We start from the raw sequence: 25,974 nt of genomic DNA on the forward strand, positions 1-25,974 counted from the left end.
CTCGAACGCATGACGTTGGACCGGTGGCAGCAGATCACGAACTGGCCGCTGATCATCGCCTCGCTCGCCTTCATCGTCGCGTACTCGTGGCAGGTGATCGCCGACCTCGAGGGCGGCGAGTTCTCCCTCGCCCGGGCGATCATGTTCGCCACCTGGGTCGTGTTCGCGATCGACTACATCGTGCAGCTCTCCCTCGCCAAGCCGAAGGGCCGCTGGTTCCGCTCCCACCTGTTCGACCTGTGCGTCGTGGTGATCCCCGCCCTCCGCCCGCTGCGCCTGCTCAAGGCCCTCACCGTCATCCACGTGCTGCAGCGCACCGCCGGTGCGGCCCTCCGCGCACGCATCGCCGTCTACGGCGCGGGTGCCGCCCTCACCCTCATCTGGGTCGCCGCCCTCACGGTGCTCGAAGCCGAGCGCGACGCCCCGAACGCGAACATCACCTCGTTCGGCGACGCCCTGTGGTGGGCGTTCGTCACGATCACCACCGTCGGCTACGGCGACTACACGCCGGTCACCGCGTGGGGCCGGGTCATCGCGGTGCTGCTCATGACCGGCGGCATCGCCGTCGTCGGTGTCGTCTCGGCCACCTTCGCCTCGTGGGTGCTCGAGCGGGCCGCCGCCGGTGCGGATGACGCGGGCGAAGCCGCCACGCGCGGGCAGGTGCGCGCCCTCGCCGCCCAGATCGAAGACCTCGGAACCCGCCTCGGCCGGCCGGGCGACGGCGCCGCATCCACCGACCGCCCGCCGAGCGCCTAGCCTGGCATCGTGAAGGGACCCGCCCCCGCACCCGCCGCACCCGCGCCACCGGCGCTGTCGCCGTCGCTGCGGATCGTGATCGGACTCGCCGCGTCGGTGATCGTGCTCGTGGGGCTCTCGATCGGCCGCGATGTCGTCGGGCCGCTCGTGCTCGGCGCGGTCATCGTGATCATCTGCCAGCCGCTCGGCACGGCGCTGCGCCGCAGGGGGTGGCCGCGATGGGCGGCCACCACCGCCGTGATCGTGCTCGGCTACCTCATCCTCGCCGTGCTCGCCGTCATGCTCGCCTTCGCCGGCGTGCAGTTCGGGCGGCTCGTGCAGGACTTCGCCGGAGATCTGCAGCGGACCGCCCTGGCCGTCGTGGAGTGGCTCCGCGGCCTCGGCCTCGACGACCAGATCGCCGCCGCGACGGCCTCGCTGCTCTCGCCGTCGACCCTGCTGACGATCGCGTCGTCGGTCGGGGGCAGCGTGCTCGGCGTGCTCACGGCGTTCTTCTTCGTGCTGGCCTACGTCATCTTCATGGCCGCCGACGCGTCGCGGTACTCGCGCGCCGAGACGGCGTTCGGCACCGGCATCCGACCGACCCTCGGGCGCTTCGCGGCCTACAACCGCAGCGTGCGCCGCTACTACGTCGTCAACGCCGCGTTCGGTCTCATCGTCGCCGTGATCGACGGGCTCGCGCTGTGGGCGCTCGGCATCCCGGCACCGATGGTGTGGGCGATCCTCGCCTTCGTGACGAACTTCGTGCCGAACATCGGGTTCGTGCTCGGTCTCGTGCCCCCGGCGGTCCTCGCCCTCGTCGTCGGCGGCTGGCCGACGATGCTCGTCGTGATCGCGATCTACTGCGTCGTGAACGTCACCCTGCAGGTGCTCGTGCAGCCGAAGTTCGTCAGCGACGCGGTGAACCTGTCGCTGACGCTGAGCTTCTTCTCGGTCATCTTCTGGACCTTCATCATCGGGCCGCTGGGCGCCATCCTCTCCATTCCGCTCACCCTGCTGGTGCGCGCGCTCGTGCTCGAGGGCGACCCGAGCACGCGGTGGCTGCGCTGGCTGTCGGGGGATGTGGATGCGGCGATCCCCGCCGGTGAGGCACCGACGGGGATCGCGACGAAGAAGAAGCGGTGAGGCTCAGCCGAGGAGCTTGGCCTTCGCGGCGGCGAACTCGGCGTCGGAGAGCACACCGGCGTCTTTGAGCGCGGCGAGCTTCTGCAGCTCGGCGACGATGTCGACGCCGCCCGCCGCGGGGGCGGGGGCTGCGGGGGCGGCCGGCGCCGCCGCCTGCTGCTGGGCGACGGCCTGCTGGGCCGCCTGCTGCATCGCGGCCTGCTGCTGGGCGGCCTGATACTGCTGCTGCTCGTACTCCGACTGCTGCTTGCGCTGGCGGTTGTTCGACATGGCACCGCTGACGGCGCTGGCGGTGCCGGCGACGACGGCGGTGCGCGCGGCGAGACCGATCAGACCGGGACGGCCGACTCTGCGAATGGGCATGATGACTCCTTCTGCTTCTCAGGCCTCGTCGGCCAGATCCATGACGGCGTTGACGACGGGGGCCGGGATGCGCTCGGCGCTCAGCACGACGGCGCCGGCGCTGTCGAGGCGCTCGGCGAGCTCGCGCGCATAGCTGAGCTCGAGCGCGACCAGCAGCGCCGATCCTCCCGGCGGCACGAGCTCGGCGAGCTCGGCGATGTCCTCCTCGCCGGCGATGCCGACTTCGTGCAGCTCGAGCGCGAACTCGTCGGCCTCGACCTCGGTGACCGTGATGTCGCCGTCGTCGGACTTGGAGATCAGCACGAGATCGAGCAGACGCATCAGTCCGCTCTCGAGCAGGTCGGACAGGGCGGCCATCGTGCCGGCGTCGGGGCGCTCGCCCTCGAAGCCGACGAGGTAGAGCTCGACGGGGCCGTAACGGAACGCGGGCATGGTGCGCCTTTCTGACGAGGAAGGATCCTCGCTGAGGCTAGCGCGCCGACTCGGTCGAGGGTAGACCGACCGTGGCCGGAGCTACCCGCGGATGCGGCCGATGGCGCCCTCGAACTCCTCGGCCGAGCGGTCGCTGATGTCGTCGGTGAGCAGATCGAGGATCACCTGCGGCGCCGCGGTGAAGTGGGACACTCCCGCTCGGCGCAGCCCCACGATGTCGTCGGGAGACCGCAGGCTCGCCGCGAGCACATCCGTGTCGGCCCCGGCGCAGGCCGCCTGCATGTCGCCGATGAGGGCGTCGCCGTCGAGGCCGGCATCCCGCAGGCGTCCGAGGTAGGGCGCGAGGTAGCGCGCGCCGTAGGCCGCACCGGCCAGGGCCTGCGCGACGGAGTAGACCGCGGTGATGAGCACCGTCGTGTCCTCCTGCACGAGGGAGGTGACCGCGGCGAACCCCGCCCGGGTGGCGGGCACCTTCACGGCGACCCGGTCGCCGAAGCCCTTGATCCAGGCCGCGTTGGTGAGCATCTCCTCGGTCGTCGCCCCCCACGTCTGGAAGAAGACCTGGGAGGCGCCTTCGTCGACCCACCGCTGGTACAGATCGGGGAGGGCGTCGAGGGCATGCCCGCCGCGCTCGAGGATGGTCGGGTTGGTCGTCACGCCCGTGACGAGGCCGTCGCGCAGCAGCTCGCCGACGAGGGCGAGGTCGGCGCTGTCGACGTAGAGGACCGGAGCGGTGGTCATGTTTCTCCCTCGAACCTGTCGTTACAGGTGGAATCCCCGATAATGTAGCGGAGTGCTGACGGCGCAGTCAAAGAAACGCAGGTGGTGCCATGACCGATGACCAGCAGGCTCTCCCCGGGGTCGTCGTCGTGGGATCCGTCACGGCCGACCTCACCACGTTCTCGACGCGATTGCCCGTGCCCGGCGAGACGATCCTGGGCGACGACTTCACCCTCGTGCTCGGCGGCAAGGGCGCGAATCAGGTCGTCGCCGCGGGCCGAGCGGGCGCTGCAGCCAGCTTCGTCGCGTGCGTCGGCAGCGACCTCTTCCACGACATGATCATGGATGGTCTCGTCGACGCGGGCGTCGACGTGACGCACGTGCGCACCGTTGCCGGTCCGACCGGCATCGCGCACATTCGCGTCGATGCCTCGGCGCAGAACGACATCGTCATGGTGCCCCTCGCCAACGCCGCGCTCAGCGCCGGTCAGATCGACGCCGGGCTGGACGCGCTCGCCGGCAGGGCATCCGTGCTCCTCACGCAGCTGGAGATCCCCGCACCGCTCGCGATGCACGCCATTCGGGCCGGCAGCGAGCGCGGGCTCACCGTCGTGCTCGATCCGGCGCCGGCGTCGGCTCTTCCCGACGACATCTGGCGCCACGTCGATGTCGTGACGCCCAACGAGACCGAGGCGACGGTGATGACGGGCGTCGAGGTGACCGATGTCGCGAGTGCCGAGCGGGCGGGGCGCTGGTTCCTGGAACGCGGCGTCGGCGCCGCGGTCGTGACCCTCGCCGGTGCCGGTGCCCTGCTGATCAGCCCCGACGGAGCGCGCCTGGTCGCACCGTTTCCCGTCGAGGCCGTCGACACCACCGCCGCCGGTGACGCGTTCTCCGGATACCTCGGCGCGGCGCTCGCGGAGGGCGCCACCCTCGACGAGGCCGTCGTGCGTGCCGCCGCGGCGGGCGCGCTGGCCGTCACCGTGCGAGGAGCCTCGCCGAGTCTGCCGACCCGCGAGCGCGTCGACGCGTTCCTCGCCGAACGCCCCGCGCCCGAGATCGTCGACGGGAGCCGCGCATGAGAAAGATTCCCTCCACCATCAACCCGGCCCTCTCGCGCGTCATCAGCGAGACCGGGCACACCGATCTCATCGTCGTGACCGACGCGGGGCTGCCGATTCCGGTCGGCAGCGAGCGGATCGACCTCGCCTACCGTCCGGGGGAGCCGGCCTTCCTCGACGTTCTCGACACGGTGCTCGGCGAGATGGTGATCGAGGGCGCGACCGCGCCGGCGGAGATCGCCGAGCAGAGCCCCGCCATGCTCGCGGCCCTGCGCGAACGCCTCGAGCCGCTCGGCGTCGAACTCGAACTCGTGCCGCACGTCGAGTTCAAGGCACGCACGCGGAGCGCCCGCGCCTTCGTGCGATCCGGAGAGTTCACGGCCTACGCCAACGTCATCCTCCACGCCGGGGTCGCGTACTGACATGACGACCGAACCGCCGCACGGCGACGCGATAGACCGCCGGTCCTCGTCTCCGATGTACGACCAGCTGTGCCGGCTGCTGCTCGCGCGCATCTCGCAGGGCAAGCTCAAGCCCGGCGATCTGCTTCCCGGCGAGATGCGGCTGTGCGAGCACTACGGCATCTCCCGCACCGTCGTGCGGCAGGCGCTGGCGCAGCTCGAACACGAGGGGGTCGTCGAGCGGGTCAAGGGGAAGGGCACGTTCGTGGCCCGCCCCAAGACGAGCGAGAGCCTCGTGCACACCCTGATGGGGCTCTACGAAGACGTGGAGCGCCGCGGCGGACACGTGCACAGCGATGTCATCCGGCACGAGCGCGAGGATGCCGCGGCCGATGTCGCCGAGGCGCTGGAGATCCCCGTCGGCGACTCCGTGATCGCCCTGGAGCGGCTGCGCTTCGTCGACGGCCAGCCGTGGTCGCTGTCGACGACATGGATGCCGGAGGCGGTGGGTGCCGTGACGCTCGGCGTCGACCTCGCCGACGCGTCGCTGTATCGCGTGCTCGCCGACAGCGGGATCGTCGCGGCCGAGGGCGTGCGTTCGGCCGAGGCGACGGTCGCCTCGCACGAGCAGGCGCGCCTGCTCGACCTCACCACCGGCGCCGCCCTGCTCCGCCTGCGCAGCGTCAGCCGCGACGCATCGGGGCGCCCGATCGAATTCTTCATCGCCCACCACCGTGGGGATCGGAGCCGGTTCGAGTTCGAACTCGCCTCCGACGTCTCGCACGCCTCGCTCGTCCATGTCCACGCGGAGTAGGGCGCGCGCCGCGCGCGGCGCGGACGGCGGCGGTGCGGAGTCGGCGTTGTCGACGGCCACGATCTACGACGTCGCCGAGCGCGCGGGCGTCTCGCCCGCCACCGTGTCGCGCGTGTACAACGGCGTCGGGGTGTCACCGGCGAAGACCGAGGCCGTGCAGCGCGCCGCCCGCGAGCTGAAATTCGTGCCCAACAGCACCGCGCGGAACCTCCGGACCGGCAGCGCGAACGCGATCGCGCTCGTGATCCCCGACATCGAGAACCCGTACTTCACCGAGACGGCGCGGGGCATCGAAGACGTCGCGTCGGCGGCGGGCTACTCGGTGATGCTCTGCAACTCCGACGGCGACATCGCCAAGGAGAGCACCTACCTCGGCATCGCCGCCTCCGCCCACATGGCCGGCGTCATCCTCGCGGCCGCCGGAGACGACACCGACGTGAGTGCGCTGCGTGCCGCCGGCCGGCCGATCATCGCCGTCGACCGTTCCGCGGGCGGCGGCGTCGACTCGGTGCTCATGGCCAACCGCGCGGCGGGGTACGCCGCGACGATCGATCTGCTGGATGCCGGCTATCGCCGGGTCGCCTGCATGGTCGGGGGGATGGCGATCGAGACGTCGCGGGAGCGCGCGCAGGGATGGCGGGACGCGATGGAGGAGCGCCTGGGCTCCGCCGATCCGGCGCTGCTGTACCCGACGACCTTCCATCTCGAGGGCGGCCGGGTCTCCATCGATGCGCTGCTGGCGGCGGAGAATCCTCCCGACGGCTTCGTCGCGGGGAACAACCTCATCGGCATGGGGGCGATCCAGCGCCTCGCGGAGCTCGGCACCCCGCCGCCGGCCTACGGCATGGCGGTCATCGGATCCCTTCCCTACACGATCATCTCGCCGTCGTCGGTGTCGATCGTGCGGCTGCCGGCGCGGGAGATGGGAATGACGGCGGCGCGGATGCTGCTGGACCGCCTCGCCGGCGACGACGCCCCGCCCCGCACCGTCGTGCTGGGCGGCGAGCTGCTCCCGCGCCTCGACTCGTGAACTCCGGGGCGGACGCAGGGCCAGGTCGCAAAACCTGCGTCGCCGCTTCGGACCGCCGTCACATGGCGACCAGCTGCGCGTTCCGCGACGCGATCGCCTCGGCGGTGGCGGGGAAGATCATCGGCACCCCGAACGCCTCCGTCTCGGTCTGGATCTTCTCCGCCGTCGGGCGGAAGCTGCGCTCGTACTCCGCGAAAGACCGATCGATGTCACCCCCGGCCACGACGAACGCGTCGTGCAGTGCGGTCGCGCCGAGGATCGCGACCGACCCGCCCATGCCCGCCGCCGGTGACGGGCAGTAGGCGGCGTCGCCGACCAGGGCCACGCGACCGGACGTCCACCGGGGAAGACGGATCTGGCTGAGCTTGTCGAAGGAGAAGTTGTCGGCGGTCAGTGCTGGCTCCAGCACCGTGGCGAACGGCTCGCCGGCGTCGGCGAAGTGCTCGCAGATGATCCTCTTCTGCTCCGCCATGTCGTGGTGGTCGTACGGGATCTCATCTTCGGAGCGGAACGCCAGCACGACGTCGGTCGTGTCGGCGTAGAAGTTCACCAGCAGCGTGCGGCCGGGGGTGTTCTGGATGCGCGTCGTCCACGACGGAATGAACGTTCCGTCGACCACGGTGACCGACATGTAGTTGTGCAGGAAGGTGCTGTACTCGCTCTCCGGCCCGAACCACAGTCGGCGCACGGTGGAGTGACTCCCGTCGCATCCCAGGACCATCGCGAAGTCTTCCTCGGGGCCGTTGCGGAAGGCGGCCCGCACGCCGTCCGCCGTCTCGGTCAGCGAGATGATCGAGTCGTCGAAGCGCACCTGCACGCCGTCGTCCAGCGCGCCGAAGAGGATCGCGAGCAGGTCGTCGCGGTGGATCTCCACATCGTCGTGCCGGTGGATCTCGTAGTCGTCGATCACGATGTTCTCGGCCGCGCTGTCCGGCTCGCGACGTGCGATGGGGGCGCCGTCGATGTCGGCGAACTCGGTCATGCGAGTGGGCAGCGCCTTCGCGCGGACGGCGTCGATCAGTCCCAGCCGGTCGGCGATCGCCATGGTGTCGCGGCGGAGGTCGATCGGCGTCCCGCCCTTCCGCACGTTCTTCGCGTTCTCGACGATGGTGACGCGGATCGCCGCGGCGATCACCTCGACCGACCCGGACCTTCCGCCCCTCGTCGCCCGCGCGCACGCGAGCGTCCTCGTCACCGTCATCCAGGCCGTCACCGACAGGGTCGGAGCGGCCGTGCTCTCCGGCACGGATCTCGCCTCCCTCACCGAGCAGCTGCACATCGATGCGGATGTCGCGCTCGTCGACGCCGCCGAGAACTTCCGGGCGACCAAGCGCAGGATGTCGACTCAGACCCGCTGACGCGTCCGGCTGCGGGCCAGGCGGCGGCGCATGAGCTCGAAAATTCGGGGTCGCGATGAAATCGATTTCATCGTAGACTCTCTCCAGATCCCGCGACGAAGAGGAGGTCCGATGAACCGCGTGGGCAGCTCTCACTCGCGTGGCGCCGGAACCGGCGCCGTCGCGCACGCGCCGGCGGAACGCCCGCTCGCCACCGAAAGGACATCATGACCTCGTACGCCCTGCCCGTCGTGTCCACGCCGCCGGAAGCTCCGGCGCGAACGGCCTACCTCATCGCCAGCGGTGACCTGCGCGAGTCGGCGAACGCGGCCGGCTGGCCGACCCAGGCGGCGATGGAGGCGGATGTCACGGCGGCGCTGGAGAAGCTCGGGTGGAGCGTGGTCCGCGCCAACGACATCGACCCGGCGACCGGGCACGGCTTCATCTCCAGTCAGCGCATGGGGATGGAGGTCTTCCGCTCGATTCCGCGCGAGGCGCCGCTCATCGTCGCCGAGGCCGTCTGGCAGTACAGCCATCACGTGCTCGCCGGCCTGCGCACCCACCGCGGTCCGATCCTCACGGTCGCCAACTTCGCCGGCGACTGGCCGGGCCTGGTCGGCCTCCTCGGCCTCAACGCGGGCCTGACCAAGATGGGCACGCCGTATTCGACGCTCTGGTCGGTCGACTTCGCCGACGAGTGGTTCCTCGCGGGTCTCGAGGAGTGGACGCGCACCGGCACCGTCACCCACGACGCCTCCCACGTGCGAGCGCTCCCCGAGCTGCCCGCAACGCCCGAGGTCGAGCTCGGACGCGCGCTCGGCGATCAGCTGCTGGCCGAGAAGGCGATCATCGGCGTCTTCGACGAGGGCTGCATGGGCATGTACAACGCGATCTTCGACGACGAGCTGCTGAACGCGACCGGCATCTACAAGGAGCGCCTGTCGCAGTCGGCGCTGTACGCGGAGATGCTCCAGGTGACCGAGGCCGAGGCGGACGCGGCGTTCGACTGGCTCGTCGAGCGCGGCATGACCTTCCGCTTCGGCGACGACGCGGCCACCGAGCTCACCCGCGAGCAGGTGCAGTGGCAGATGAAGATGTACATCGCGGCGCTGCGGATCGCCGACGACTTCGGGTTGGATGCGGTCGGCATCCAGTACCAGCAGGGCCTGAAGGACCTGGTGCCGGCCTCGGACCTCGCCGAGGGCATCCTGAACTCCACCGAGCGCCCGCCGGTGCTCTCCCGCGACGGGTCCCGCGAACTGTTCGCCGGCCGCGCCTTCCCGCACTTCAACGAGGCCGACGAGGGCGTCGCCGTCGATGCGCTCGTGACCGACCGCGTGTGGACGGCGATGGGGCTCGTTCCCGACAACACCCTGCACGACGTGCGCTGGGGCGAGGAGTACGACGGCGAGTTCGTGTGGGTCTACGAGATCTCCGGCTCCGTGCCCGCGTCACACCTCGGCGGCTGGGACAAGGCGGAGGGCTGGCGGCAGGGTGATGTGTTCTTCCCCGCCGGCGGCGCCACGATCAACGGCGTCTCCAAGCCAGGCGAGATCGTGGTCTCGCGCGTCTTCATCGCCGACGGGATCCTGCAGGCAGACATCTTCCGCGCGAGCGTCGTGGAGCTTCCGGAGGAGGAGACGCAGCGTCGCAAGAACGCCACGAACCCGGAGTGGCCGATCGCGCACGTCGTGCTGCACGACGTCACGCGCGACCAGTTCATGGCCCGACACAAGGCGAACCACGCGCAGGTGGTCTACGCCCCCGACGCCGAGACGGCCGACCGCGCCCTCGCCGCGAAGGCCGCGATGTTCGACCGCATCGGCATCCGGGTGAACCTCGTCGGTCGTGTGGATCTGTGAGGCGTCAATGCATCTCGATCGTCTGAACGGCGCGCTGAGCGTCCCTGATGAAGCGGTTGGCGTGCGCCGCGAGGTCGTCGCTGTCCTCCCACAGGTTGCGCCAGATGCCGAGCGTGTTGCTCAGCTGGGCGCTCACGACGGCCGAGGAGAACGACTCGAACACGACGGGACCGTCGTAGCCGATGCGGTCCAGCGCCCGGAAGAAGTCGCCGAAGGCGACCGATCCGGTGCCGAGGTAGCCGCGGTGGCTCTCGCCGATGTGCACGTAGCCGAGGCGCGGGCCGGCGTCCAGCACGGGCTGGAAGAGGTCGGACTCCTCGATGTTCATGTGGTATGTGTCCAGGTGCACGCTCACGCGGTCGTCGCCGACGCCGTCGAGGTAGGCGAGCGCCCCGCGAGACGTGTTGAAGACGTTCGACTCGTAGCGGTTGACGACCTCGAGCGAAAGGCGGATGCCGCGCTCGGCGGCGGATGCCGCCAGTCGCGCGATCGCCGCCTGGCTCGCCGCCACGCCGTTCGTCGTCGGCGGAGTGAGGTACTTCTGCATCGCGGAGTAGATCACGCCGCACAGCACATCGCCGCCCATCGCGGCGACATGGTCGAGGCACTGCTCCAGCACCCGTTCTCCGGCCGCGACGACCGCCGCGTCTTCGCTGGTCAGGTCGGTGGCCGCGGTGAGGCCGAGCGAGGCGGAGACGGCCAGGCCGGCATCGGCGATCATCCGGCCGGCGAGGGCGGAGTCGAAGCCGTCGGGATCCATCAGCGGGATCTCGATGAGATCGAAACCGGCGCGGGCCGTGCCCTCGACCGCGCGGCGCAGGCCGGCCTCGTCGAACTCTCCGGTGAAAACGAGACCATGGGCACCGATCTGCATGTCGTCCTCTCCCCCGAGGACGGCCGTCGTCCGCAGGTTGTGACGAAGATGTTATTACAGGTCTTCCCCCCGCGTCGGCGAGTAGATACATTTAGGTACAACTTGCGCTGCACGGCAGCGCGATGGAATATTGATCGGATGTTTACCGCCAGCGTGCGGCACTCGATCGATCGGCCTTCGAAGAAGCAGGTGACACAGTGAGCGAGCCCATCCTCAGAGTCGAGGGGATCAGCAAGGGATTCCCCGGCGTCCAGGCCCTCAAGGACGTGCATCTGGAGGTGTACGCCGGCGAGGTTCTCGTGCTCGTCGGGGAGAACGGCGCGGGCAAGTCCACGCTGATGAAGATCCTCTCCGGGATCTACCAGCGCGACGAGGGCACGATCACCTTCGACGGCAAGGACGTCGAGCTGACCAGCCCGCTGCAGGCGCAGCAGCTCGGCATCACGATCATCCACCAGGAGATGAACCTGATGCCGGACCTCACCGTCGCGCAGAACATCTACATCGGGCGCGAGCCGCGCACGGGCCCGTTCGTCTCGGACACCAAGCTCAACGCCAAGGCGAAGGAGCTGCTGGAGCGGCTGAACATCCGGGTGGACCCCAAGCAGCCGGTCGGCGAGCTCACCGTGGCGAAGCAGCAGATGGTCGAGATCGCCAAGGCCCTCTCGTTCGACGCCAAGGTGCTCATCATGGATGAGCCGACGTCGGCGCTCACCGACAGTGAGACCGAGACGCTGTTCACCCTCATCGAAGACCTGAAGGCCCGCGGCACGGGGATCGTCTACATCTCGCACCGCATGGATGAGCTCAAGCGACTCGCCGACCGCGTCAGCGTGCTTCGCGACGGCACATACATCGGATCTCTGACGAAGTCGGAGATCGCGGTTCCGACCATCATCGAGATGATGGTCGGCCGCCAGATCGACGAGGGCGCGCGCCCGGAGGCGCGCGAGCACCTCGGCGATCCGGTCATCCTCGACGTGCAGAACCTCAGCACGAAGTCGCTCCTGAAAGACGTCTCCTTTCAGCTGCACAAGGGCGAGATCCTCGGTTTCGCCGGCCTCATGGGCGCCGGCCGCACCGAGACGGCGCGAGCGATCATCGGCGCCGACCCGCGCGACGGGGGAACCATCACCGTCGCCGGCAAGAAGGCGCGCATCCATCAGCCCGCTGACGCGGTCAAGCTCGGGGTCGGCTACCTCAGCGAGGACCGCAAGCTCCTGGGGCTCATGCTCGAGCAGGACGTCACCTTCAACACCGTGCTCGCCTCGCTCGGGTCGTACGCCAACGCCATCGGGTGGATGTCGGACGGCAAGGCCAAGCAGCAGACGAAGGACTACGTCAAGACGCTCCGCACCAAGACGCCGTCGGTCAACCAGGTCGTCAAGCTCCTCTCCGGAGGAAACCAGCAGAAGGTCGTCATCGCCCGGTGGCTGCTTCGCGACTGCGACGTGCTCATCTTCGACGAGCCGACCCGCGGCATCGACGTCGGAGCCAAGGAGGAGATCTACCGCGTGATGCAGGATCTCGCGGCATCCGGCAAGTCCATCATCGTCATCTCGTCGGAGCTCCCCGAGATCCTCCGCGTCGCCAACCGCATCGTCGTGATGGCGGGCGGCCGGATCACGGGCACCCTCCGCAACGAGGAAGCAAGTCAGGAAAAGATCATGCAGTTCGCCGCGCACGCGCAGGAGGAAGAATGAGCACCGACCAGAACCCGGGCCCGTCGACGACGACGGTGATCCAGAACGCGATCGACGAGAAGAGCTCGTCGGGCGGTTTCGTGGGCCTCATGAAGAGGCAGCTCCAGCAGTCGCTGGCGTTCGGAACCCTGATCATCCTGGTGATCTTCTTCTCGATCTTCGGGAACAACTTCTTCACCTGGAGCAACATCTCGGGCATCCTCCTGGCCACCTCGGTGATCGGGATCCTCGCCCTCGGAACGACGTTCGTCATCATCACCGGCGGCATCGACCTGTCGATCGGCACCGGCATGACCCTCGCCGCGGTGATGACGGGCGTGTTCATCACGAACATGGGTCTGCCCGTCTGGCTCGGCGTGCTCGGCGGCATCGGCACCGGCGTGCTGATGGGGCTGGTGAACGGCCTGAACATCACCTTCCTCGGGCTGCCGCCGTTCATCGCGACCCTCGCGATGATGATGATCGCGCAGGGGCTCGCGCTGGTGATCTCGGGCGTGCGCCCGATCTACTTCTCCGGCTCGGCGCCGGACTTCAACCAGATCGCGCTCGGCACCCTCGTCCCCGGCCTGCCCAACGCCGTGCTCATCACGCTCCTGCTCGCCGTGGTCGGCTACCTCGTGCTGAACCGCACCATCCTCGGCCGCTACACCTTCGCGATCGGGTCGAACGAGGAGGCGACGCGCCTGTCCGGCGTCAACACGCGCCGCTGGAAGATCCTCATCTACATGTTCGCCGGCGCCTTCACCGGCATCGCGGGCGTCGTGCTCGCGGCGCGACTGGACTCCGCTCAGCCGCAGCTGGGCGTGGGCTACGAGCTGCAGGCGATCGCGGCCGTGATCATCGGCGGCACCTCGCTGCTCGGCGGCCGCGGCTCGATCCTCGGCACCGTCATCGGTGCGCTCATCATGAGCGTGCTCATCAACGGTCTGCGCATCATGTCGATCCAGACGGAGTGGCAGAACGTCGTCGTGGGCATCGTGATCCTCATCGCGGTCTTCTTCGACTCCCTCCGCAACCGCACCTCCACCTGACCTCGCCGGCGGCGACCGTGCCCGTCGCCGGCTCAGCCGGACATCCGGCAGGAAACAACCCGAGGCACACAGCAACACTGTCCGCACCGACCGGGCGACCGGTCTCACACAACAATGGAGTTTCAATGAAGTACGGAAAGAAGGTCGCCTTCGCGGCCACCGTCGCGGCAGCGGCTCTCGCCTTCGCCGGATGCTCGAGCTCGGACGGCTCGTCCGGGGGCGAGGCCGGCGGCGACGGCGACTCGATGTACATCGCCATGATCTCGAAGGGCTTCCAGCACCAGTTCTGGCAGGCCGTCAAGCAGGGTGCCGAGGAGCGCGCCGCCGAACTCGGCGTCGAGATCACCTTCGAGGGCCCGGCCGCCGAGACCGAGGTCGACGCGCAGCTGCAGATGCTGCAGACGGCGATCGACAAGGACCCCGACGCGATCGCGTACGCCGCGCTCGACCCCGAGGCGTGCATCCCGCTGTACGAGAGCGCCGAAGCTGCCGGCATCCCGGTCGTCGAGTTCGACGCGCCCTGCGACAGCGACTACTCGCTGAGCCTGGCCGCGACCGACAGCATCGTGGCCGGCGGCATCGCGGCCGAGCACATGGCCGAGCTCATCGGCGGTGAGGGACAGGTCGCGATCGTCGGCCACAGCCAGATCAACTCGACCGGTGTCGAGCGCCGCGACGGCTTCGTGCAGGAGATCGAGGAGAACTACCCCGACATCGAGATCGTCGACATCCAGTACGGTGACGGCGACCACCTGAAGTCGGCCGACATCGCCAAGGCGATGATCGCCGCGTACCCCGACCTCAAGGGCATCTACGGCACCAACGAGGGTTCCGCGATCGGCGTCGTGAACGCCGTGAACGAGCTCGGTCTCGACGCCGGTGAGATCACGATCGTCGGCTTCGACTCCGGCGCCGCGCAGATCAACGCGATCAAGGACGGCACGATGGCCGGTGCCATCACGCAGGACCCGATCGGCATCGGCGCGACCGTCGTGCAGGCCGCGTACGACGCCGCGATGGGTGAGACGGTCGAGGGCTTCTACGACACCGGCTCGTACTGGTACGACGCCGACAACATCGACGACGAGGACATCGCCGCGGTCCTCTACGAGTAAGCCGCACCATCGAGAAGGGCTCCCGCCGCGGCGGGAGCCCTTCTTCGTGCGCCCGCGGTGGGGGAGGGGAATCGCGAATCGGCGCCGGCCGGTGTCGCGCTCAGGAGGACAGGGACAGCAGGCGCGCGGGGTTGTCGCGCAGCATCGTGTCGACAGCGTCCGCGCCGACACGCTCCCGCAGTCGCGGCACGTACCGCTCACCGAGGTAGCCGAGGCCGGGCATGCCGCCGTAGGCCAGATAGCGGGTGCGGCGCGCCACGTCGCCGCCGAGCACGATGCGCTCGCCCGCGCCCGCGTGGACCACCGCTTCGGTGAGGGTCAGGAGCTCGGCGTCGCTGCGGGTGCGGGGGCGGGCGAACCCGTCGTAGCCGAGGTAGGCGCCGCGTGCGGCCAGCGCCGCGTGGAGACCGGGATCGGGATCGCGGTCCGCGTGGGCGAGCACGACCCGGTCGGCGGCGACGCCCTGCTCGGCGAGCAGATCGAGCACCTCATGCGCGGCGGTGCAGAACTCCAGGTGCACCATGACCGGAGCACCCGTCTCGCGGTGCGCGGCGGCGACCGCGTCGAGCGTCGCGCGCTCGAAGGCCGTGATCCGCCAGTATCCGACCCCGCCCTTCAGCAGGCCCGCTCGCACGGATGTTCCGCCCGGACCCCGTGCGAGGTCGTCGCCGTCGCACATGCCGGCGACGATCTCGCCGACGAAGCGGGCCGTCAGGCGATCGACGTCCCATGCGTGCAGCGGATGCTCGCCGGGATAGTGCGCTTCGCGGTGGCGTCCGGTGGTCGCGACGATGTGCAGGCCCGTCGCGGCGCTGATGCGGGCGATGCCCGCCGCGTCGCGTCCGAGGCCGAGCGGGGTCGCATCCACCATCGCCGCGAAGCCGCTGTCGCGCAGGGTCTCGGCCTCGCGGCCCGACCGCTCCTCGTCGTCCAGTTCGTCGCCGGGGAGGAGCGGCGAGATCTGGAACAGGTGCTCGTGGTAATTCGTGGGGCCGAGCTCGGCCGCCTCGATGTCGCCGAGCACCGTGCGGATCATCTCGTGGTCTCCGCGGCGGCGGCCAGCCGATCGACGATCTCGGGGGTGAGGGTCACGTCGAACACGTCGGCGACGACCTGGGACCAGCCGTGGATGAAGTACCGCCAGCCCTCGACGACGACGAGCTCCCGCGCATCCTGCTGAGCGAGGGCCTGGTGCCAGAACTCCCGGCTGCCCCGGTAGTTGAACTCCCATACGAAGGCGTTGCGGGGGAAGACCACGTCGTCGGGAAGCGGGGAGCCGGGGCGGTCCTTGCCGAGGCCGGTGGCGTTGGCGATGACCGACGCCGGCGGGAGCGCGGCGACGAGGGCGGCCGAATCCGCATCGTCGTCGACGCGACGGTATTCGATCAGGTCCGGGGGCGTTCCGCGCCTCTCGTGCACGGACCGCAGCTCGTCGAGGCTGCGGTCGTCGCGAGCGGTGACGACGATGCGGGCCGGGCGCTCGAACGCGGGCCGCTCGGCCAGTGCCCACGACAGGGCGGTTCCGGAACCGCCCGCGCCGAGGATGAGCACGTGGCCGTCGGTGGTGGCGAAGTGGTCGCGCGGAAGGAAGTCATCGAGCGCGAGCGCGACGGTCAGCGGATCCTTCGCCTGGCCGATCAGCCGGTCGCCCCGCTTGGAGATCGAGGAGATCTCGCTGCACGACACCGCGAAGGGGTCGAGGTCGTCGAACATGTCGGATGCCGCCGCGAAGACGTTCATCTTGTGCGTGGTCACCAGTGCGCCGCGATGGTGCTCGTCGTCGCGGATGCGGGCGACGAGGTCGCGGTACTGCTCGCGCGTGGCGTCGAGCGGAAGGTCGTGCCCGATGAGCCGATCGGTGGGGAGCCCGAGGATCTGCGCCCACAGCGGGAACACCTCGTTGATCGAGGACGAGCCGGTGCTCACCCCGACGAATCCCATGTAGTCGCCGGTCATGCCGCCTCACCCTCCTCGCGCACCCGCTGCAGCGCCGCGGCGAACAGCCGCGCGCGGCGCTCGATCTCCTCCATGTCTCCCGCCGCCAGCGCCGACCCGGGAACGAGGTCTCCGCCGGCTCCCACGGCGACCGCGCCGGCGGCGAACCACTCCGCGAGGTTGTCGGGGGTGACGCCGCCGGTCGGCATGAGGGGGATGCCGGGCAGCGGTGCGCGGAGCGCCCCGAGGTACGACGGGCCGAAGACCGATGCCGGGAAGATCTTCACCACGTCGGCGCCGTAGCCGCGCGCGAGCATGACCTCGCTGGGGGTCAGTGCGCCGGTCATCGTGACGAGCCCCGTGGCGGTCATCGCCGCCGAGAGCTCCGCGACCGAACCGGGACTGACGAGGAACTGAGCGCCCGCCTCCGCCGCTTCGCGGGCCTGCTCCGCCGTGGTGACCGTTCCCGCGCCGACGAGAGCGTCGTCGCCGTATCGTGCGCGCACCTGCGCGATCACCTCGGGGGCATCGGGCGTGCTGAAGGTCACCTCGATGCCGGTCACGCCGCCGCGCACGAGAGCATCGACCGCGTCGAGCGCTGTCGAAGCCGAGGGGGCGCGCAGCACGGCCAGCACGCCGGCTTCGCTCGTGGGGACCAGGGGATCGGTGGTCATGCGTCCTCGTTTCAGGTGCTCGTCACGGCGTAGGGCGCCGGTTCGCCGGCGAGCACGGCCAGAGCGTTCTCGAGGGCCATCGCCCCCATGTTGTCGACGGCCTGCGTTGTCTGCGCGGCCAGATGCGGTGTGATGACGACCCGGTCGGCCAGTGCGGCATCGAGCAGCGGGCTGTCGCGCCCGGCCGTGTCTCCGGTGAGCACGTCGGCGGCGTAGGCTCCGACGCGGCCGTCCGCGAGCGCCGCGGCGAGTGCCGGCTCGTCGACCAGATCGGGCCGAGCGCAGTTGACGATCACGGCGCCGCGGCGAAGGCGCGCGATGCGCTCCTCGTCGACGATCACCTGTCCGCCGGGCGCGTGCAGGGTGATCACATCCGCCTTCGCGAAGATCTCGTCGAGTGTCGCCGGCTCCGCGCCGGCACGTCGCACATCCTCTGCGGGCACGAACGGGTCGGTGGCGAGAACGTCGGACCCGAAGCCCTGCAGGCGTCGTGCGACGCCGCGTCCGATGCGCCCGAAGCCGACGATACCGACCGTCGACCTGCCGAGTTCGCGGCCCCGTCGCACGGTCCAGTCGCCGGAGCGCACGCGGCGATCGCCGTCCACCGTCGACCGGAGTGCGGCCAGGGCCAGGCCGACGGTGTGGTCGGCGACGGCCTCGGCGTTGGCGCCCGGCGTGTTCGAGACCACGATGCCGCGCTCGGTGGCCGCGGCGACGTCGACGGCCTCGACCCCGACGCCGTAGCGGGCGATCACCGCCAGCCGGGGTGCGAGGTCGAGGTGCTCGGTCGTGATGGGTCCGGTGCCGGCGATCCACGCGTCGACGGTGGGGAGCACCTCGGCGAGGTCGTCGAGGGGATGGTGCGCCGGACCGCGCACGATCGTGTGCCCCGCCTCGGCTGCTCGGGCGTGCACGTCGAGGTCGCCGTCGCCGAACGATCGGCTGGTGACGAGGATGACGGCCATCAGGCTCCTCCGGTGAACCACGGCTCGAGCGCGTCGTACGCCGCGGAGAACCGTGCGTGCCGTTGCGCGTATGCGCTGTGGCGATGCGGATCGGGTGTGAATTCGGCGGTGACCTCGCTGAGCGAGCGCGCCGCCGAGAAGTCGGTGAGTCCGAGCCCCGCGGCGCCGGTGACGGCCGCGCCGAGACTGTTCGCCTCGCTCACGATCGTCCGGCGCCGCACCGGCACGCCCCAGATGTCGGCGAGGATGCTGAGCCAGGCGTCGCTCTGGGCGCCGCCGCCCACGGCATCGATGCGATCGAACGTCGCCCCGGCCGCGCGGAACGCCTGGATGCACGTGAGCAGGTTGAATCCGACCCCCTCGAGCACCGCACGCATCAGGTGGGCCCGAGTGTGATGGCGTGCGATGCCGACGAAGGCGCCGCGCGCATCCGGATTCCAGTACGGGGAGCGCTCACCCAGGAGGTAGGGGAGGAAGTACAGGCCGTCGGTGTCGACATCGCCGCCGGCGTCGGCCGTGAGGGCGGCGGTGTCGGGGCGCGTCGGGTCGGAGGACAGGGCCTCGGAGATCCATTGCACCGATGCGCCGCCGGCCTGCATCGTCGCGGTCGGCACGAAGCTCCCGGGCACGACATTGTCGAAGGTGAAGGTGCGGCGGTGCGGATCGTGGAGCGGCGCGTCGGTGGCGAACGAGATCCACGACGACGTGCCCAGGCACACGTAGGCGCCGTCTTCGGGGGCGACGATGCCGGAGCCGACGGCCGCCATCGGGCCGTCGCCCCCGCCCATCACGACGCGAACCTCGGCCGGCAGGCCCAGGGCATCGGCGGCATCCGGGGTGAGGGTGCCCATGACCGTCACGGAGTCGACGATCTCGGGGAAGAGCGAGGCATCGAGGCGTGCCGCGTCGAGCACGGCGCTCGACCAGGTTCCGGCGAGCTGGTCGTAGGCGTTCGTGCCGCTCGCGTCGGACCGATCGGTGGCCAGGCGCCCGGTGAGACGGAGGACGATGTAGTCCTTCGCGACGCAGAAACGGCGCACCCGCCGCCATACGTCGGGTTCGTTGTCGCGCACCCACATGACCTTCTCGACCGAGTAGGTGGGGTTCAGCCGGTGGCCGAGCAGCCGGTAGGCCGGCTCGTCGCCGAGGGCGTCGCTCAGTTCGCGTTCCTGTGCCGCCGCGCGCGTGTCGGCCCAGATGATCGCCGGGCGCACGGGCCGCCCGTCGCCGTCGAGGAGCACGGCGCCCATCATCTGGCCGCTGACGACGAGGCCCGTCACCTCGGACGGCTGCACCTCGGCGCGCTCGACGAGCGATCGCGTCGCCGACACGACGGCGTCCCACCAGTGGCCGGGGTCCTGCTCGGCGATGCCGTCGGCGGCGAAGTGGGCGGGGTAGGAGACGGTGACGGATGCGAGCAGGCGGCCGGTGTCGTCGTGGAGAGACGCCTTGTTGCCGGTCGTTCCGAGATCGTGGGCGATGAGCACGGGAGAGTCACTCCCCGTACGGGCGCAGCTCGAATCCGCCCTCGGCGCGGAACGCACGCCGGCCCATGCCGTGCTCGAGGACCCAGCCGTAGTCGTGCCCCGCGCCGCCGGGATAGACGGCGAGGAACGCGTAGGCGTCATCGCCGGTGTTGACCGAGCGGTGGGCCCAGCCCGGCGGGATGTATCCGATCGTCCCCGGGGTCATGTCGAGCCAGGCGTGCTCGTCGCCGTCGAACATCAGCAGGCCGCCGGTGCCCTGCAGGGCGTAGTAGATCTCGCCCTGGTGGTCCGGATGCTGGTGGCCCTTGGTCATCCAGAGCTCGCCGCCGGTGGTGCCGGGCAGGATCGTCGTGATCGACTGCGGCAGCTCCCGCTCGATCTCGGGGACGGGGCTGCTGGAGACCGTGTAGACCACGGGGTCATCACCCTCGGCGGCGGTGCGCCAGGCGTCGTGGTCGCGGAAGAGACCTTCGAGGTCGCTCATGCGCCGCGTGAGCGTCGGTCCCTCGGGGGAGAGGGTCAGCCGGTCGGGGTCGAAATCGATCGCGAACGGCCGCAGCGGCGGGGTGCGGAAGGCAGGCATGAGTCCTCCTCGACGGTCCTGTAACTACAGGTGAGTGTAGCTGTCATTACAGGTGCCGTCCAGTCACTCGCCCCCGTGCGCTCCCGCCCGCCGGAGCCAGCGCTCGACACCCGCCACGTGTGCGGTCGCGACGGCGGTCGCGAGAGCCACGTCGCCCTCGGCGATCGCGTCGACGATCGCGCGGTGCTCGGCCAGGGTGCGCGCGACGGCGCCGTCATCGGTCAGGCCGCGCCACACGCGAGCACGGACCGTCTGGCTGGTGAGGGAGTCGACGAGGCTCGCGAGGTACTGATTGCCCCCGATCACGACGATCATGCGGTGGAAGCGCAGGTCGTGGTCGACGAGCGTCTCGATGTCCTGCACGTCGGAGACCTTGTCGACCTCGGCCGTCAGGGCTTCGACGTCGGCGGGAGTCGCGCGCCGGGCGGCGAGTCCGGTCGCGTGCGACTCGAGGATGCGGCGCACCTGGAAGATCTCCAGCAGCGAGGTGTCGTCGTGGAGGTCGGCGAGGAAGGACACCGCGTCGAGGAGGAGTCCGGGCTCGAGGCTGGTGACGTACGTGCCGTCGCCGCGCCGCACGGCGAGCACGCCCATGACCTCGAGCGCCTTCACCGCCTCCCGCAGCGAGTTGCGGGAGAGCCCGAGGCGCTCGGACAGCTCCTTCTCGGGCGGGAGGCGGTCGCCCGGGGCGATCTCGCCGTCGACGATCATCGCCTTGATGCGCTCGATCGCGTCGTCGGTCAGGGCCATGTCGACATCGTAGGGCGAGACATCCTCCACGACGCCGACCGCGGTCCGCGCCACAATGGACGATGTGCGCCTCCTCGACAGTCATCTCCACCTCTGGGATCCGGATCACCTGCACTACGCGTGGCTGGAGGGCCCCCTGGCCGCGCGGCACGACGTCGCCGAACTGACCGCCGCGCTGCAGGATGCGCCCGCCGTATCCGAGCGCGCCTTCGTCTTCGTGCAGGCCGACTGCGCGCCGGAGCAGGCCGTCGACGAGGTCGACTGGGTCGTCGAGCGGGCGGGCGTCGCCGACATCCGCGGTGTCGTCGCCTTCGCGCCGGTCGAGCGCCCCTCCGACCTGGACGACGTGCTCGCGCGTCTCTGCAAGCGACCGCTCGTGCGAGGCATCCGACGTCTGCTGCAGGGCGAAGACCGCGGGTTCGCGCTCTCGCCGGAGTTCCTCGCCGGGGCGCACGCGATCGCGCGGGCCGGGCTCACCTTCGACGCGTGCGTGCGACACGATCAGCTGGCCGATGTCGTCGCGCTGGCCGACGCCGTGCCGGAGCTGACGATCGTGCTCGACCACCTCGGCAAGCCCGATCTCTCCTCCGCCCCGGCCGCGCGGTGGATGGGGGACATCGCGGCGCTCGCCGAGCGGGAGAACACCGTCGCGAAGATCTCCGGTCTGCCGGCCGAAGCACGCGGGCCGTGGACGTCCGAGGGACTGCGGCCCTATCTCGACGTGGCGCTGGAGGCCTTCGGGCCCGAGCGGCTGATGTTCGGCGGGGACTGGCCGGTGTCGACGCCGTACGGACGGTGGGCGAGATTCGTCACGGAATGGTCGTCCCGACTCGATCCCGGCGATCGGGACGCCATCCTCTGGTCGACCGCCGAGCGCACCTACCGGCTTTCGGCGGCGGCCTGAGAGCGGCGGGGCGCATCCCGTGCGGGTCGCGCCCCGCCGCCCGCGGTCACGACGTCGGACGCAGCCGCAGCGGGCCCATCCCCCCGTCGACCTCGATCGCGGTGCCGGTGGTCGATCCGGCGCCCGGACCGACGAGGTAGTGCACGGCCTCGGCGACCTCGGCGGCGGAGACGAGACGCCCGTGGGGCTGGCGCGCCTCCAGCGCGGCGCGCTCGGCCTCGGGATCCGGCGCGCTCGCGAGCAGGCGTCCCACCCACGGGGTGTCGGCCGTGCCGGGGTTCACCGCGTTGACGCGGATGCCCTCACGCAGGTGGTCGGCGGCCATGGCGCGGGTGAGTGCGGCCACCGCCCCCTTCGACGCGCTGTACAGGGCGCGCTGCGGCAGGCCCGCGGTCGCCGCGATGGACGCCGTGTTGCAGATGGCCGCCGCGGGCGAGCGGCGCAGCCAGGGGAGGGCGGCGGCGCTGACGCGCGCGATGCCGGTGACGTTGATCGACAGCACGCGCGCCCATTCATCGTCGTCGTTCGCGGCGACATCGCCCTGTGCTCCGATGCCGGCGTTGTTGACGACGATGTCGATGCGGCCGAAGCGCTCGCCGACGGCCGCGATCGCGGCATCCACACTCGCTCGGTCCGACACGTCGGCGGTGAAGGCGGCGAAGCGCTCGTCGGCCCCCGTCGGATCGAGGTCGAGCACGGCCACGTGCGCGCCCGAGGCGTGCAGGCGCTCGGCGATCGCGGCGCCGATCCCCGACGCGCCGCCGGTGACGACCGCGACGAGGCCGTCGAGCACGCCGGTCACGACGCGGGCTCCCATGCCGTGAAGACCTGTCGCTGCCGGCCGAGTCCGTCGATCTCGATCTCGACGACGTCACCGGGGGCCAGGTACGGGAAGCGCCCCGACAGCGCCACGCCCTCCGGGGTCCCGGTGAGGATGAGGTCGCCCGGCTCGAGGGTCATGTACTGCGACAGCTGGTAGACGATCTCGTCGACCGGGAAGATCATGTCGGCGGTGTTCGAGTCCTGGCGCGGTTCCCCGTTGACGAAGCTGCGCAGGCTCAGGGCGTCGGGATCGACCTCGTCGGCGGTGACCAGCCACGGCCCGGTGGGGCTGAACCCGAAGGAGCACTTGCCCTTCGACCACTGGCCTCCCGAGACCTCGAGCTGGAACGTTCGCTCGGACACGTCGTTCGCGACGACGTAGCCGGCGATGTGCGCGCGAGCTTCGTCCCGGCTGTCGAGGTAGGCGGTGCGCGTGCCGATCACGACGCCGAGCTCGACCTCCCAGTCGGTCTTGACGCTGTCGCGCGGGATCATGACCTCGTCGTCCGGACCGACGACGGTGTTGGGGGTCTTGAGGAAGATGATCGGGATCTCCGGCGGCGCGGAACCCGACTCCGCCGCGTGGGCGGCGTAGTTCATCCCGACGCAGATGACGGCCGAGGGGCGGGCGATCGGTGCGCCGATGCGCAGACCGTCGACGTCGAGCTCGGGGAGCCGTCCGGCCTCGATGGCCGCGGACACACGCGATACGTGATCGGCGGCGAGGAAGTCCCCCGTGACATCGGATGTGAGGGGTCGCAGGTCGAGATGGCGATCTCCGTCGACGACGGTGGGGATCTCGTGGCCGACCGGCCCGAGGCGTGCGAATTTCATGAATCTCCCGTACGACAGTGTGCGGCCGCGCACGCGTCAGCGCCTGCGACCCTGGTGGCAATTGACAGTATAGACATCCGATGTTTACACTTCCAAGGTTCCCGCGGAAGCCGCGGCTCGAGGAGGAGTACCTGTGACCCGCATCGTCTCACTGGACACGACAGACATCCGCTTTCCCACGTCGCTCAGTCTCGACGGCTCCGACGCGATGAACCTCGACCCCGACTACTCCGCCGCCTACGTGCAGGTCGTCACCGACGCGGGCGAGGCCGGTCACGCGTTCGTCTTCACGATCGGCCGCGGCAACGACGTGCAGGTCGCCGCGATCGACGCGCTCGCCGGCCACCTCGTCGGGCAGGAGCTCGAACCCCTCCTCGACGACATGGGCGCCACGTGGCGCGGGCTCATCGGCGACTCGCAGCTGCGCTGGCTCGGGCCCGAGAAGGGCGTCATGCACATGGCGATCGGCGCCGTCGTCAACGCCCTGTGGGACCTCAAGGCCAAGCGTGCGGGAATGCCGCTGTGGCGGCTCCTGTCGCGGATGACCCCCGAGGAGATCGTCGGGCTGGTCGACTTCCGCTACCTCACCAACGCCCTGACCCCCGACGAGGCGCTGGAGATCCTCCGCGGTGCCGAGGCGGGTCGTTCCGAGCGTGAGGCGGCCCTACTGGCCGACGGCTATCCCGCCTACACGACGAGCCCGGGCTGGCTCGGCTACTCCGACGAGAAGCTCACGCGCCTGTGCCGCGAGGCGATCGCCGAAGGATTCCCCCAGATCAAGCTCAAGGTCGGCGCCGATCTCGACGACGACGTGCGCCGCCTGCGCATCGCGCGCGAGGTCTGCGGGCCCGATTTCCCGATCGCCATCGACGCGAACCAGCGCTGGGAGGTCTCCGAGGCGATCGAGTGGGTGCGGGCGCTGGCGGAGTTCGACCTCGCGTGGATCGAGGAGCCGACGAGCCCCGACGACATCCTCGGTCACGCCGAGATCGCCCGCGGTGTCGCGCCGGTGCGCGTGGCCACGGGAGAGCACGCGCAGAACCGCATGATCTTCAAGCAGCTGCTCCAGGCCGAGGCGATCTCGGTCATGCAGATCGATGCGGTGCGCGTCGCGGGCGTCAACGAGAACGTCGCCAACCTCCTGCTGGCGGCGAAGTTCGGGGTTCCGGTCTGCCCGCACGCGGGCGGCGTGGGGCTCTGCGAAGCGGTGCAGCACCTGTCGATGTTCGACTTCGTCGCCGTCAGCGGCAGCCGGGACGGGCGGATGATCGAGTACGTGGATCATCTGCACGAGCACTTCATCACGCCCACCGACATCCGCCACGGCGCGTACATGCCGCCGCTCGCGCCGGGCGCCGGCATGGAGATGAAGGCCGAGAGCATCGCCACCTACACGTGGACGGGCGCGCATGTCGTCGCCTGACCCGCGCACGCCGACGCTGACCCCGCTCGGCTACGGCGCCGCCAACGTCGGCAACCTCTTCCGCGCGATGAGCGACGATGACGCGTTCGCCATCCTCGAGGCGGCGTGGGAGAGCGGCATCCGCTACTTCGACACCGCGCCGCATTACGGGCTCGGGCTGTCCGAGCGCCGGCTGGGCGCGTTCCTTTCGACCAAGCCGCGCGACGAGTACGTGGTCTCCACGAAGGTCGGGCGCCTGCTGCGCCCGAACCCCGACGACGACGGCGGTCTCGACCTCGACCACGACTTCCACGTTCCGACGACGCTGCGCCGCGAGTGGGATGTCAGCGCCGACGGCATCCGCACGAGCATCTCCGAGTCGCTTCAGCGGATGGGGCTCGATCGCATCGACATGGTCTACCTGCACGACCCCGAGCGCCACGACCTCGACCTCGCCGTGGCCGAGGCGCTCCCCGCGCTCGAGCAGCTCCGCGCCGAGGGCGTCGTGCGGGCCGTCGGCATCGGCACGATGGTCGCCGACACCGTCGTGCGCGGCGTCGGCGCCGCCGACCTCGACGTCGTCATGATCGCCGGCCGCTACACGCTCCTGGAGCAGCCCGCCGCCGCCGAAGCGCTCCCCGCGTGTCATCGCAGCCGCACGGATGTGGTGGCGGCATCCGTGTTCAACTCCGGCCTGCTCGCGACCGCGAAGCCCTCGCGCGAGGGCCGCTACGAGTACGGCGGCGTGCCCGACGACGTGTGGGAGCGCCTGCAGCGCATCACGGCGATCGCCGCCGACTGGGAGGTGCCGCTGCCGGCGGCGGCCGTGCAGTTCCCGCTCCGAGACACCGCGGTGCGCTCCGTCGTGGTCGGGGGGAGTCGCCCGGCGCACCTGGTGCAGAATGCCGAGTACATGCGCCTGCCGGTGCCGGACGGGTTCTGGGCCGAGCTCGCCGACGCGGCGCTCATCCCCGCCTGAGCTGGAAGGAACGAC

Annotated in this window: 28 protein-coding genes; 14 read left to right on the top strand and 14 right to left on the bottom strand. The window is 70.4% G+C overall.

What is annotated here, in order from left to right; translation table 11 throughout:
- Positions 1-9: 9 nt before the first annotated feature.
- Both ACGG9C_RS07380 and ACGG9C_RS07385 read left to right on the top strand, forming a co-directional pair.
- Complete coding sequence (locus tag ACGG9C_RS07380; protein ID WP_390178479.1) at positions 10-756, top strand: potassium channel family protein; 747 nt, start codon at positions 10-12, stop codon at positions 754-756.
- A gap of 9 nt (positions 757-765) precedes the next feature.
- Positions 766-1,881 (top strand): AI-2E family transporter, encoded by a 1,116-nt coding sequence (locus ACGG9C_RS07385; protein ID WP_390178480.1) that lies wholly within the window; start codon positions 766-768, stop codon positions 1,879-1,881.
- Between the two features lie 3 nt (positions 1,882-1,884).
- Here the strand turns inward: ACGG9C_RS07385 and ACGG9C_RS07390 are convergent, their stop codons facing one another.
- The 3 genes from ACGG9C_RS07390 to ACGG9C_RS07400 all read right to left on the bottom strand — a co-directional run bounded on the left by ACGG9C_RS07390 (position 1,885) and on the right by ACGG9C_RS07400 (position 3,417).
- Entirely contained in the window at positions 1,885-2,244 is a 360-nt protein-coding gene (locus tag ACGG9C_RS07390; RefSeq protein ID WP_071045453.1) for an SHOCT domain-containing protein, read from the bottom strand.
- Between the two features lie 18 nt (positions 2,245-2,262).
- Positions 2,263-2,676, bottom strand: a complete 414-nt coding sequence (locus ACGG9C_RS07395) for a DUF6325 family protein (RefSeq protein ID WP_071045452.1) — start codon at positions 2,674-2,676, stop codon at positions 2,263-2,265.
- An 81-nt stretch (positions 2,677-2,757) separates the two neighbouring features.
- Positions 2,758-3,417: a transaldolase family protein gene (locus ACGG9C_RS07400; RefSeq protein WP_071045451.1), complete on the bottom strand. Its 660-nt coding sequence runs from the start codon at positions 3,415-3,417 to the stop codon at positions 2,758-2,760.
- Between the two features lie 89 nt (positions 3,418-3,506).
- Between ACGG9C_RS07400 and ACGG9C_RS07405 the strand changes: the two genes are divergently transcribed.
- The 4 genes from ACGG9C_RS07405 to ACGG9C_RS07420 are packed head-to-tail and all read left to right on the top strand — an operon-like array spanning position 3,507 to position 6,702.
- The gene (locus ACGG9C_RS07405) at positions 3,507-4,478 is read left to right on the top strand and encodes a ribokinase (protein ID WP_390178481.1); all 972 of its coding nucleotides are present in this window, start codon (positions 3,507-3,509) and stop codon (positions 4,476-4,478) included.
- Positions 4,475-4,879: a D-ribose pyranase gene (gene rbsD, locus ACGG9C_RS07410; RefSeq protein ID WP_194384000.1), complete on the top strand. Its 405-nt coding sequence runs from the start codon at positions 4,475-4,477 to the stop codon at positions 4,877-4,879. The genes ACGG9C_RS07405 and rbsD overlap by 4 nt, the downstream gene beginning before the upstream one ends.
- A 1-nt stretch (position 4,880) precedes the next feature.
- On the top strand, positions 4,881-5,672 hold the full coding sequence (locus tag ACGG9C_RS07415; RefSeq protein WP_390178482.1) for a GntR family transcriptional regulator: 792 nt from the start codon (positions 4,881-4,883) through the stop codon (positions 5,670-5,672).
- The gene (locus ACGG9C_RS07420; RefSeq protein ID WP_390178483.1) at positions 5,656-6,702 is read left to right on the top strand and encodes a LacI family DNA-binding transcriptional regulator; all 1,047 of its coding nucleotides are present in this window, start codon (positions 5,656-5,658) and stop codon (positions 6,700-6,702) included. The genes ACGG9C_RS07415 and ACGG9C_RS07420 overlap by 17 nt, the downstream gene beginning before the upstream one ends.
- Positions 6,703-6,760: 58 nt before the next feature.
- Here the strand turns inward: ACGG9C_RS07420 and ACGG9C_RS07425 are convergent, their stop codons facing one another.
- Positions 6,761-7,837: an FAD-dependent monooxygenase gene (locus tag ACGG9C_RS07425; RefSeq protein ID WP_286717883.1), complete on the bottom strand. Its 1,077-nt coding sequence runs from the start codon at positions 7,835-7,837 to the stop codon at positions 6,761-6,763.
- Between ACGG9C_RS07425 and ACGG9C_RS07430 the strand changes: the two genes are divergently transcribed.
- Both ACGG9C_RS07430 and ACGG9C_RS07435 read left to right on the top strand, forming a co-directional pair.
- Positions 7,809-8,060 carry a hypothetical protein gene (locus ACGG9C_RS07430; protein ID WP_194383996.1) on the top strand — a complete coding sequence of 84 codons (252 nt, stop codon included), beginning with the start codon at positions 7,809-7,811 and terminating at the stop codon, positions 8,058-8,060. The genes ACGG9C_RS07425 and ACGG9C_RS07430 overlap by 29 nt on opposite strands.
- A 206-nt stretch (positions 8,061-8,266) precedes the next feature.
- Positions 8,267-9,901 (top strand): fucose isomerase, encoded by a 1,635-nt coding sequence (locus tag ACGG9C_RS07435; protein WP_194383995.1) that lies wholly within the window; start codon positions 8,267-8,269, stop codon positions 9,899-9,901.
- Between the two features lie 4 nt (positions 9,902-9,905).
- Here ACGG9C_RS07435 and ACGG9C_RS07440 read toward each other — a convergent pair whose 3' ends face one another.
- Complete coding sequence (locus tag ACGG9C_RS07440) at positions 9,906-10,775, bottom strand: sugar phosphate isomerase/epimerase family protein (protein ID WP_390178484.1); 870 nt, start codon at positions 10,773-10,775, stop codon at positions 9,906-9,908.
- Between the two features lie 197 nt (positions 10,776-10,972).
- Between ACGG9C_RS07440 and ACGG9C_RS07445 the strand changes: the two genes are divergently transcribed.
- The 3 genes from ACGG9C_RS07445 to ACGG9C_RS07455 all read left to right on the top strand — a co-directional run bounded on the left by ACGG9C_RS07445 (position 10,973) and on the right by ACGG9C_RS07455 (position 14,624).
- Positions 10,973-12,478 carry a sugar ABC transporter ATP-binding protein gene (locus ACGG9C_RS07445; protein WP_071045445.1) on the top strand — a complete coding sequence of 502 codons (1,506 nt, stop codon included), beginning with the start codon at positions 10,973-10,975 and terminating at the stop codon, positions 12,476-12,478.
- Positions 12,475-13,509, top strand: coding sequence for an ABC transporter permease (locus ACGG9C_RS07450; protein WP_083336607.1), 1,035 nt, complete (start codon positions 12,475-12,477; stop codon positions 13,507-13,509). Before ACGG9C_RS07445 ends, ACGG9C_RS07450 begins: the two co-directional genes overlap by 4 nt.
- Before the next feature lie 125 nt (positions 13,510-13,634).
- The gene (locus ACGG9C_RS07455) at positions 13,635-14,624 is read left to right on the top strand and encodes an ABC transporter substrate-binding protein (RefSeq protein ID WP_390178485.1); all 990 of its coding nucleotides are present in this window, start codon (positions 13,635-13,637) and stop codon (positions 14,622-14,624) included.
- Between the two features lie 100 nt (positions 14,625-14,724).
- On the opposite strand, the gene ACGG9C_RS07460 is transcribed toward ACGG9C_RS07455, so the two are convergent.
- The 7 genes from ACGG9C_RS07460 to ACGG9C_RS07490 form a co-directional block, all read right to left on the bottom strand.
- Positions 14,725-15,660: a phosphotriesterase gene (locus ACGG9C_RS07460; protein ID WP_194383993.1), complete on the bottom strand. Its 936-nt coding sequence runs from the start codon at positions 15,658-15,660 to the stop codon at positions 14,725-14,727.
- Positions 15,657-16,580, bottom strand: a complete 924-nt coding sequence (locus tag ACGG9C_RS07465) for a shikimate dehydrogenase (protein ID WP_390178486.1) — start codon at positions 16,578-16,580, stop codon at positions 15,657-15,659. The genes ACGG9C_RS07460 and ACGG9C_RS07465 overlap by 4 nt, the downstream gene beginning before the upstream one ends.
- Entirely contained in the window at positions 16,577-17,233 is a 657-nt protein-coding gene (locus ACGG9C_RS07470) for a bifunctional 4-hydroxy-2-oxoglutarate aldolase/2-dehydro-3-deoxy-phosphogluconate aldolase (protein ID WP_390178487.1), read from the bottom strand. Before ACGG9C_RS07470 ends, ACGG9C_RS07465 begins: the two co-directional genes overlap by 4 nt.
- Before the next feature lie 11 nt (positions 17,234-17,244).
- On the bottom strand, positions 17,245-18,198 hold the full coding sequence (locus tag ACGG9C_RS07475; RefSeq protein ID WP_390178488.1) for a phosphoglycerate dehydrogenase: 954 nt from the start codon (positions 18,196-18,198) through the stop codon (positions 17,245-17,247).
- Positions 18,198-19,685, bottom strand: coding sequence for a xylulokinase (gene xylB / locus ACGG9C_RS07480; protein WP_390178489.1), 1,488 nt, complete (start codon positions 19,683-19,685; stop codon positions 18,198-18,200). Before xylB ends, ACGG9C_RS07475 begins: the two co-directional genes overlap by 1 nt.
- A gap of 7 nt (positions 19,686-19,692) precedes the next feature.
- Complete coding sequence (locus ACGG9C_RS07485) at positions 19,693-20,268, bottom strand: glucose-6-phosphate isomerase family protein (protein WP_194383988.1); 576 nt, start codon at positions 20,266-20,268, stop codon at positions 19,693-19,695.
- 63 nt (positions 20,269-20,331) lie between these two features.
- Positions 20,332-21,018: a FadR/GntR family transcriptional regulator gene (locus tag ACGG9C_RS07490; protein ID WP_071045495.1), complete on the bottom strand. Its 687-nt coding sequence runs from the start codon at positions 21,016-21,018 to the stop codon at positions 20,332-20,334.
- A gap of 64 nt (positions 21,019-21,082) precedes the next feature.
- Here ACGG9C_RS07490 and ACGG9C_RS07495 point away from each other — a divergent pair, with 64 nt between their 5' ends.
- Positions 21,083-21,922 (top strand): amidohydrolase family protein, encoded by an 840-nt coding sequence (locus ACGG9C_RS07495; protein ID WP_390178490.1) that lies wholly within the window; start codon positions 21,083-21,085, stop codon positions 21,920-21,922.
- A 46-nt stretch (positions 21,923-21,968) separates the two neighbouring features.
- Here the strand turns inward: ACGG9C_RS07495 and ACGG9C_RS07500 are convergent, their stop codons facing one another.
- Both ACGG9C_RS07500 and ACGG9C_RS07505 read right to left on the bottom strand, forming a co-directional pair.
- Entirely contained in the window at positions 21,969-22,739 is a 771-nt protein-coding gene (locus ACGG9C_RS07500) for an SDR family NAD(P)-dependent oxidoreductase (protein WP_286795633.1), read from the bottom strand.
- Positions 22,721-23,578: a fumarylacetoacetate hydrolase family protein gene (locus tag ACGG9C_RS07505; RefSeq protein ID WP_390178491.1), complete on the bottom strand. Its 858-nt coding sequence runs from the start codon at positions 23,576-23,578 to the stop codon at positions 22,721-22,723. The genes ACGG9C_RS07500 and ACGG9C_RS07505 overlap by 19 nt, the downstream gene beginning before the upstream one ends.
- A gap of 133 nt (positions 23,579-23,711) precedes the next feature.
- Between ACGG9C_RS07505 and ACGG9C_RS07510 the strand changes: the two genes are divergently transcribed.
- Both ACGG9C_RS07510 and ACGG9C_RS07515 read left to right on the top strand, forming a co-directional pair.
- Complete coding sequence (locus ACGG9C_RS07510; protein ID WP_390178492.1) at positions 23,712-25,001, top strand: L-fuconate dehydratase; 1,290 nt, start codon at positions 23,712-23,714, stop codon at positions 24,999-25,001.
- Positions 24,988-25,959, top strand: coding sequence for an aldo/keto reductase (locus ACGG9C_RS07515; protein WP_390178493.1), 972 nt, complete (start codon positions 24,988-24,990; stop codon positions 25,957-25,959). The genes ACGG9C_RS07510 and ACGG9C_RS07515 overlap by 14 nt, the downstream gene beginning before the upstream one ends.
- Positions 25,960-25,974 lie beyond the last annotated feature (15 nt).

The organism is Microbacterium sp. MTN4-26, assembly GCF_042846595.1.
Lineage (GTDB): Bacteria > Actinomycetota > Actinomycetes > Actinomycetales > Microbacteriaceae > Microbacterium > Microbacterium luteum.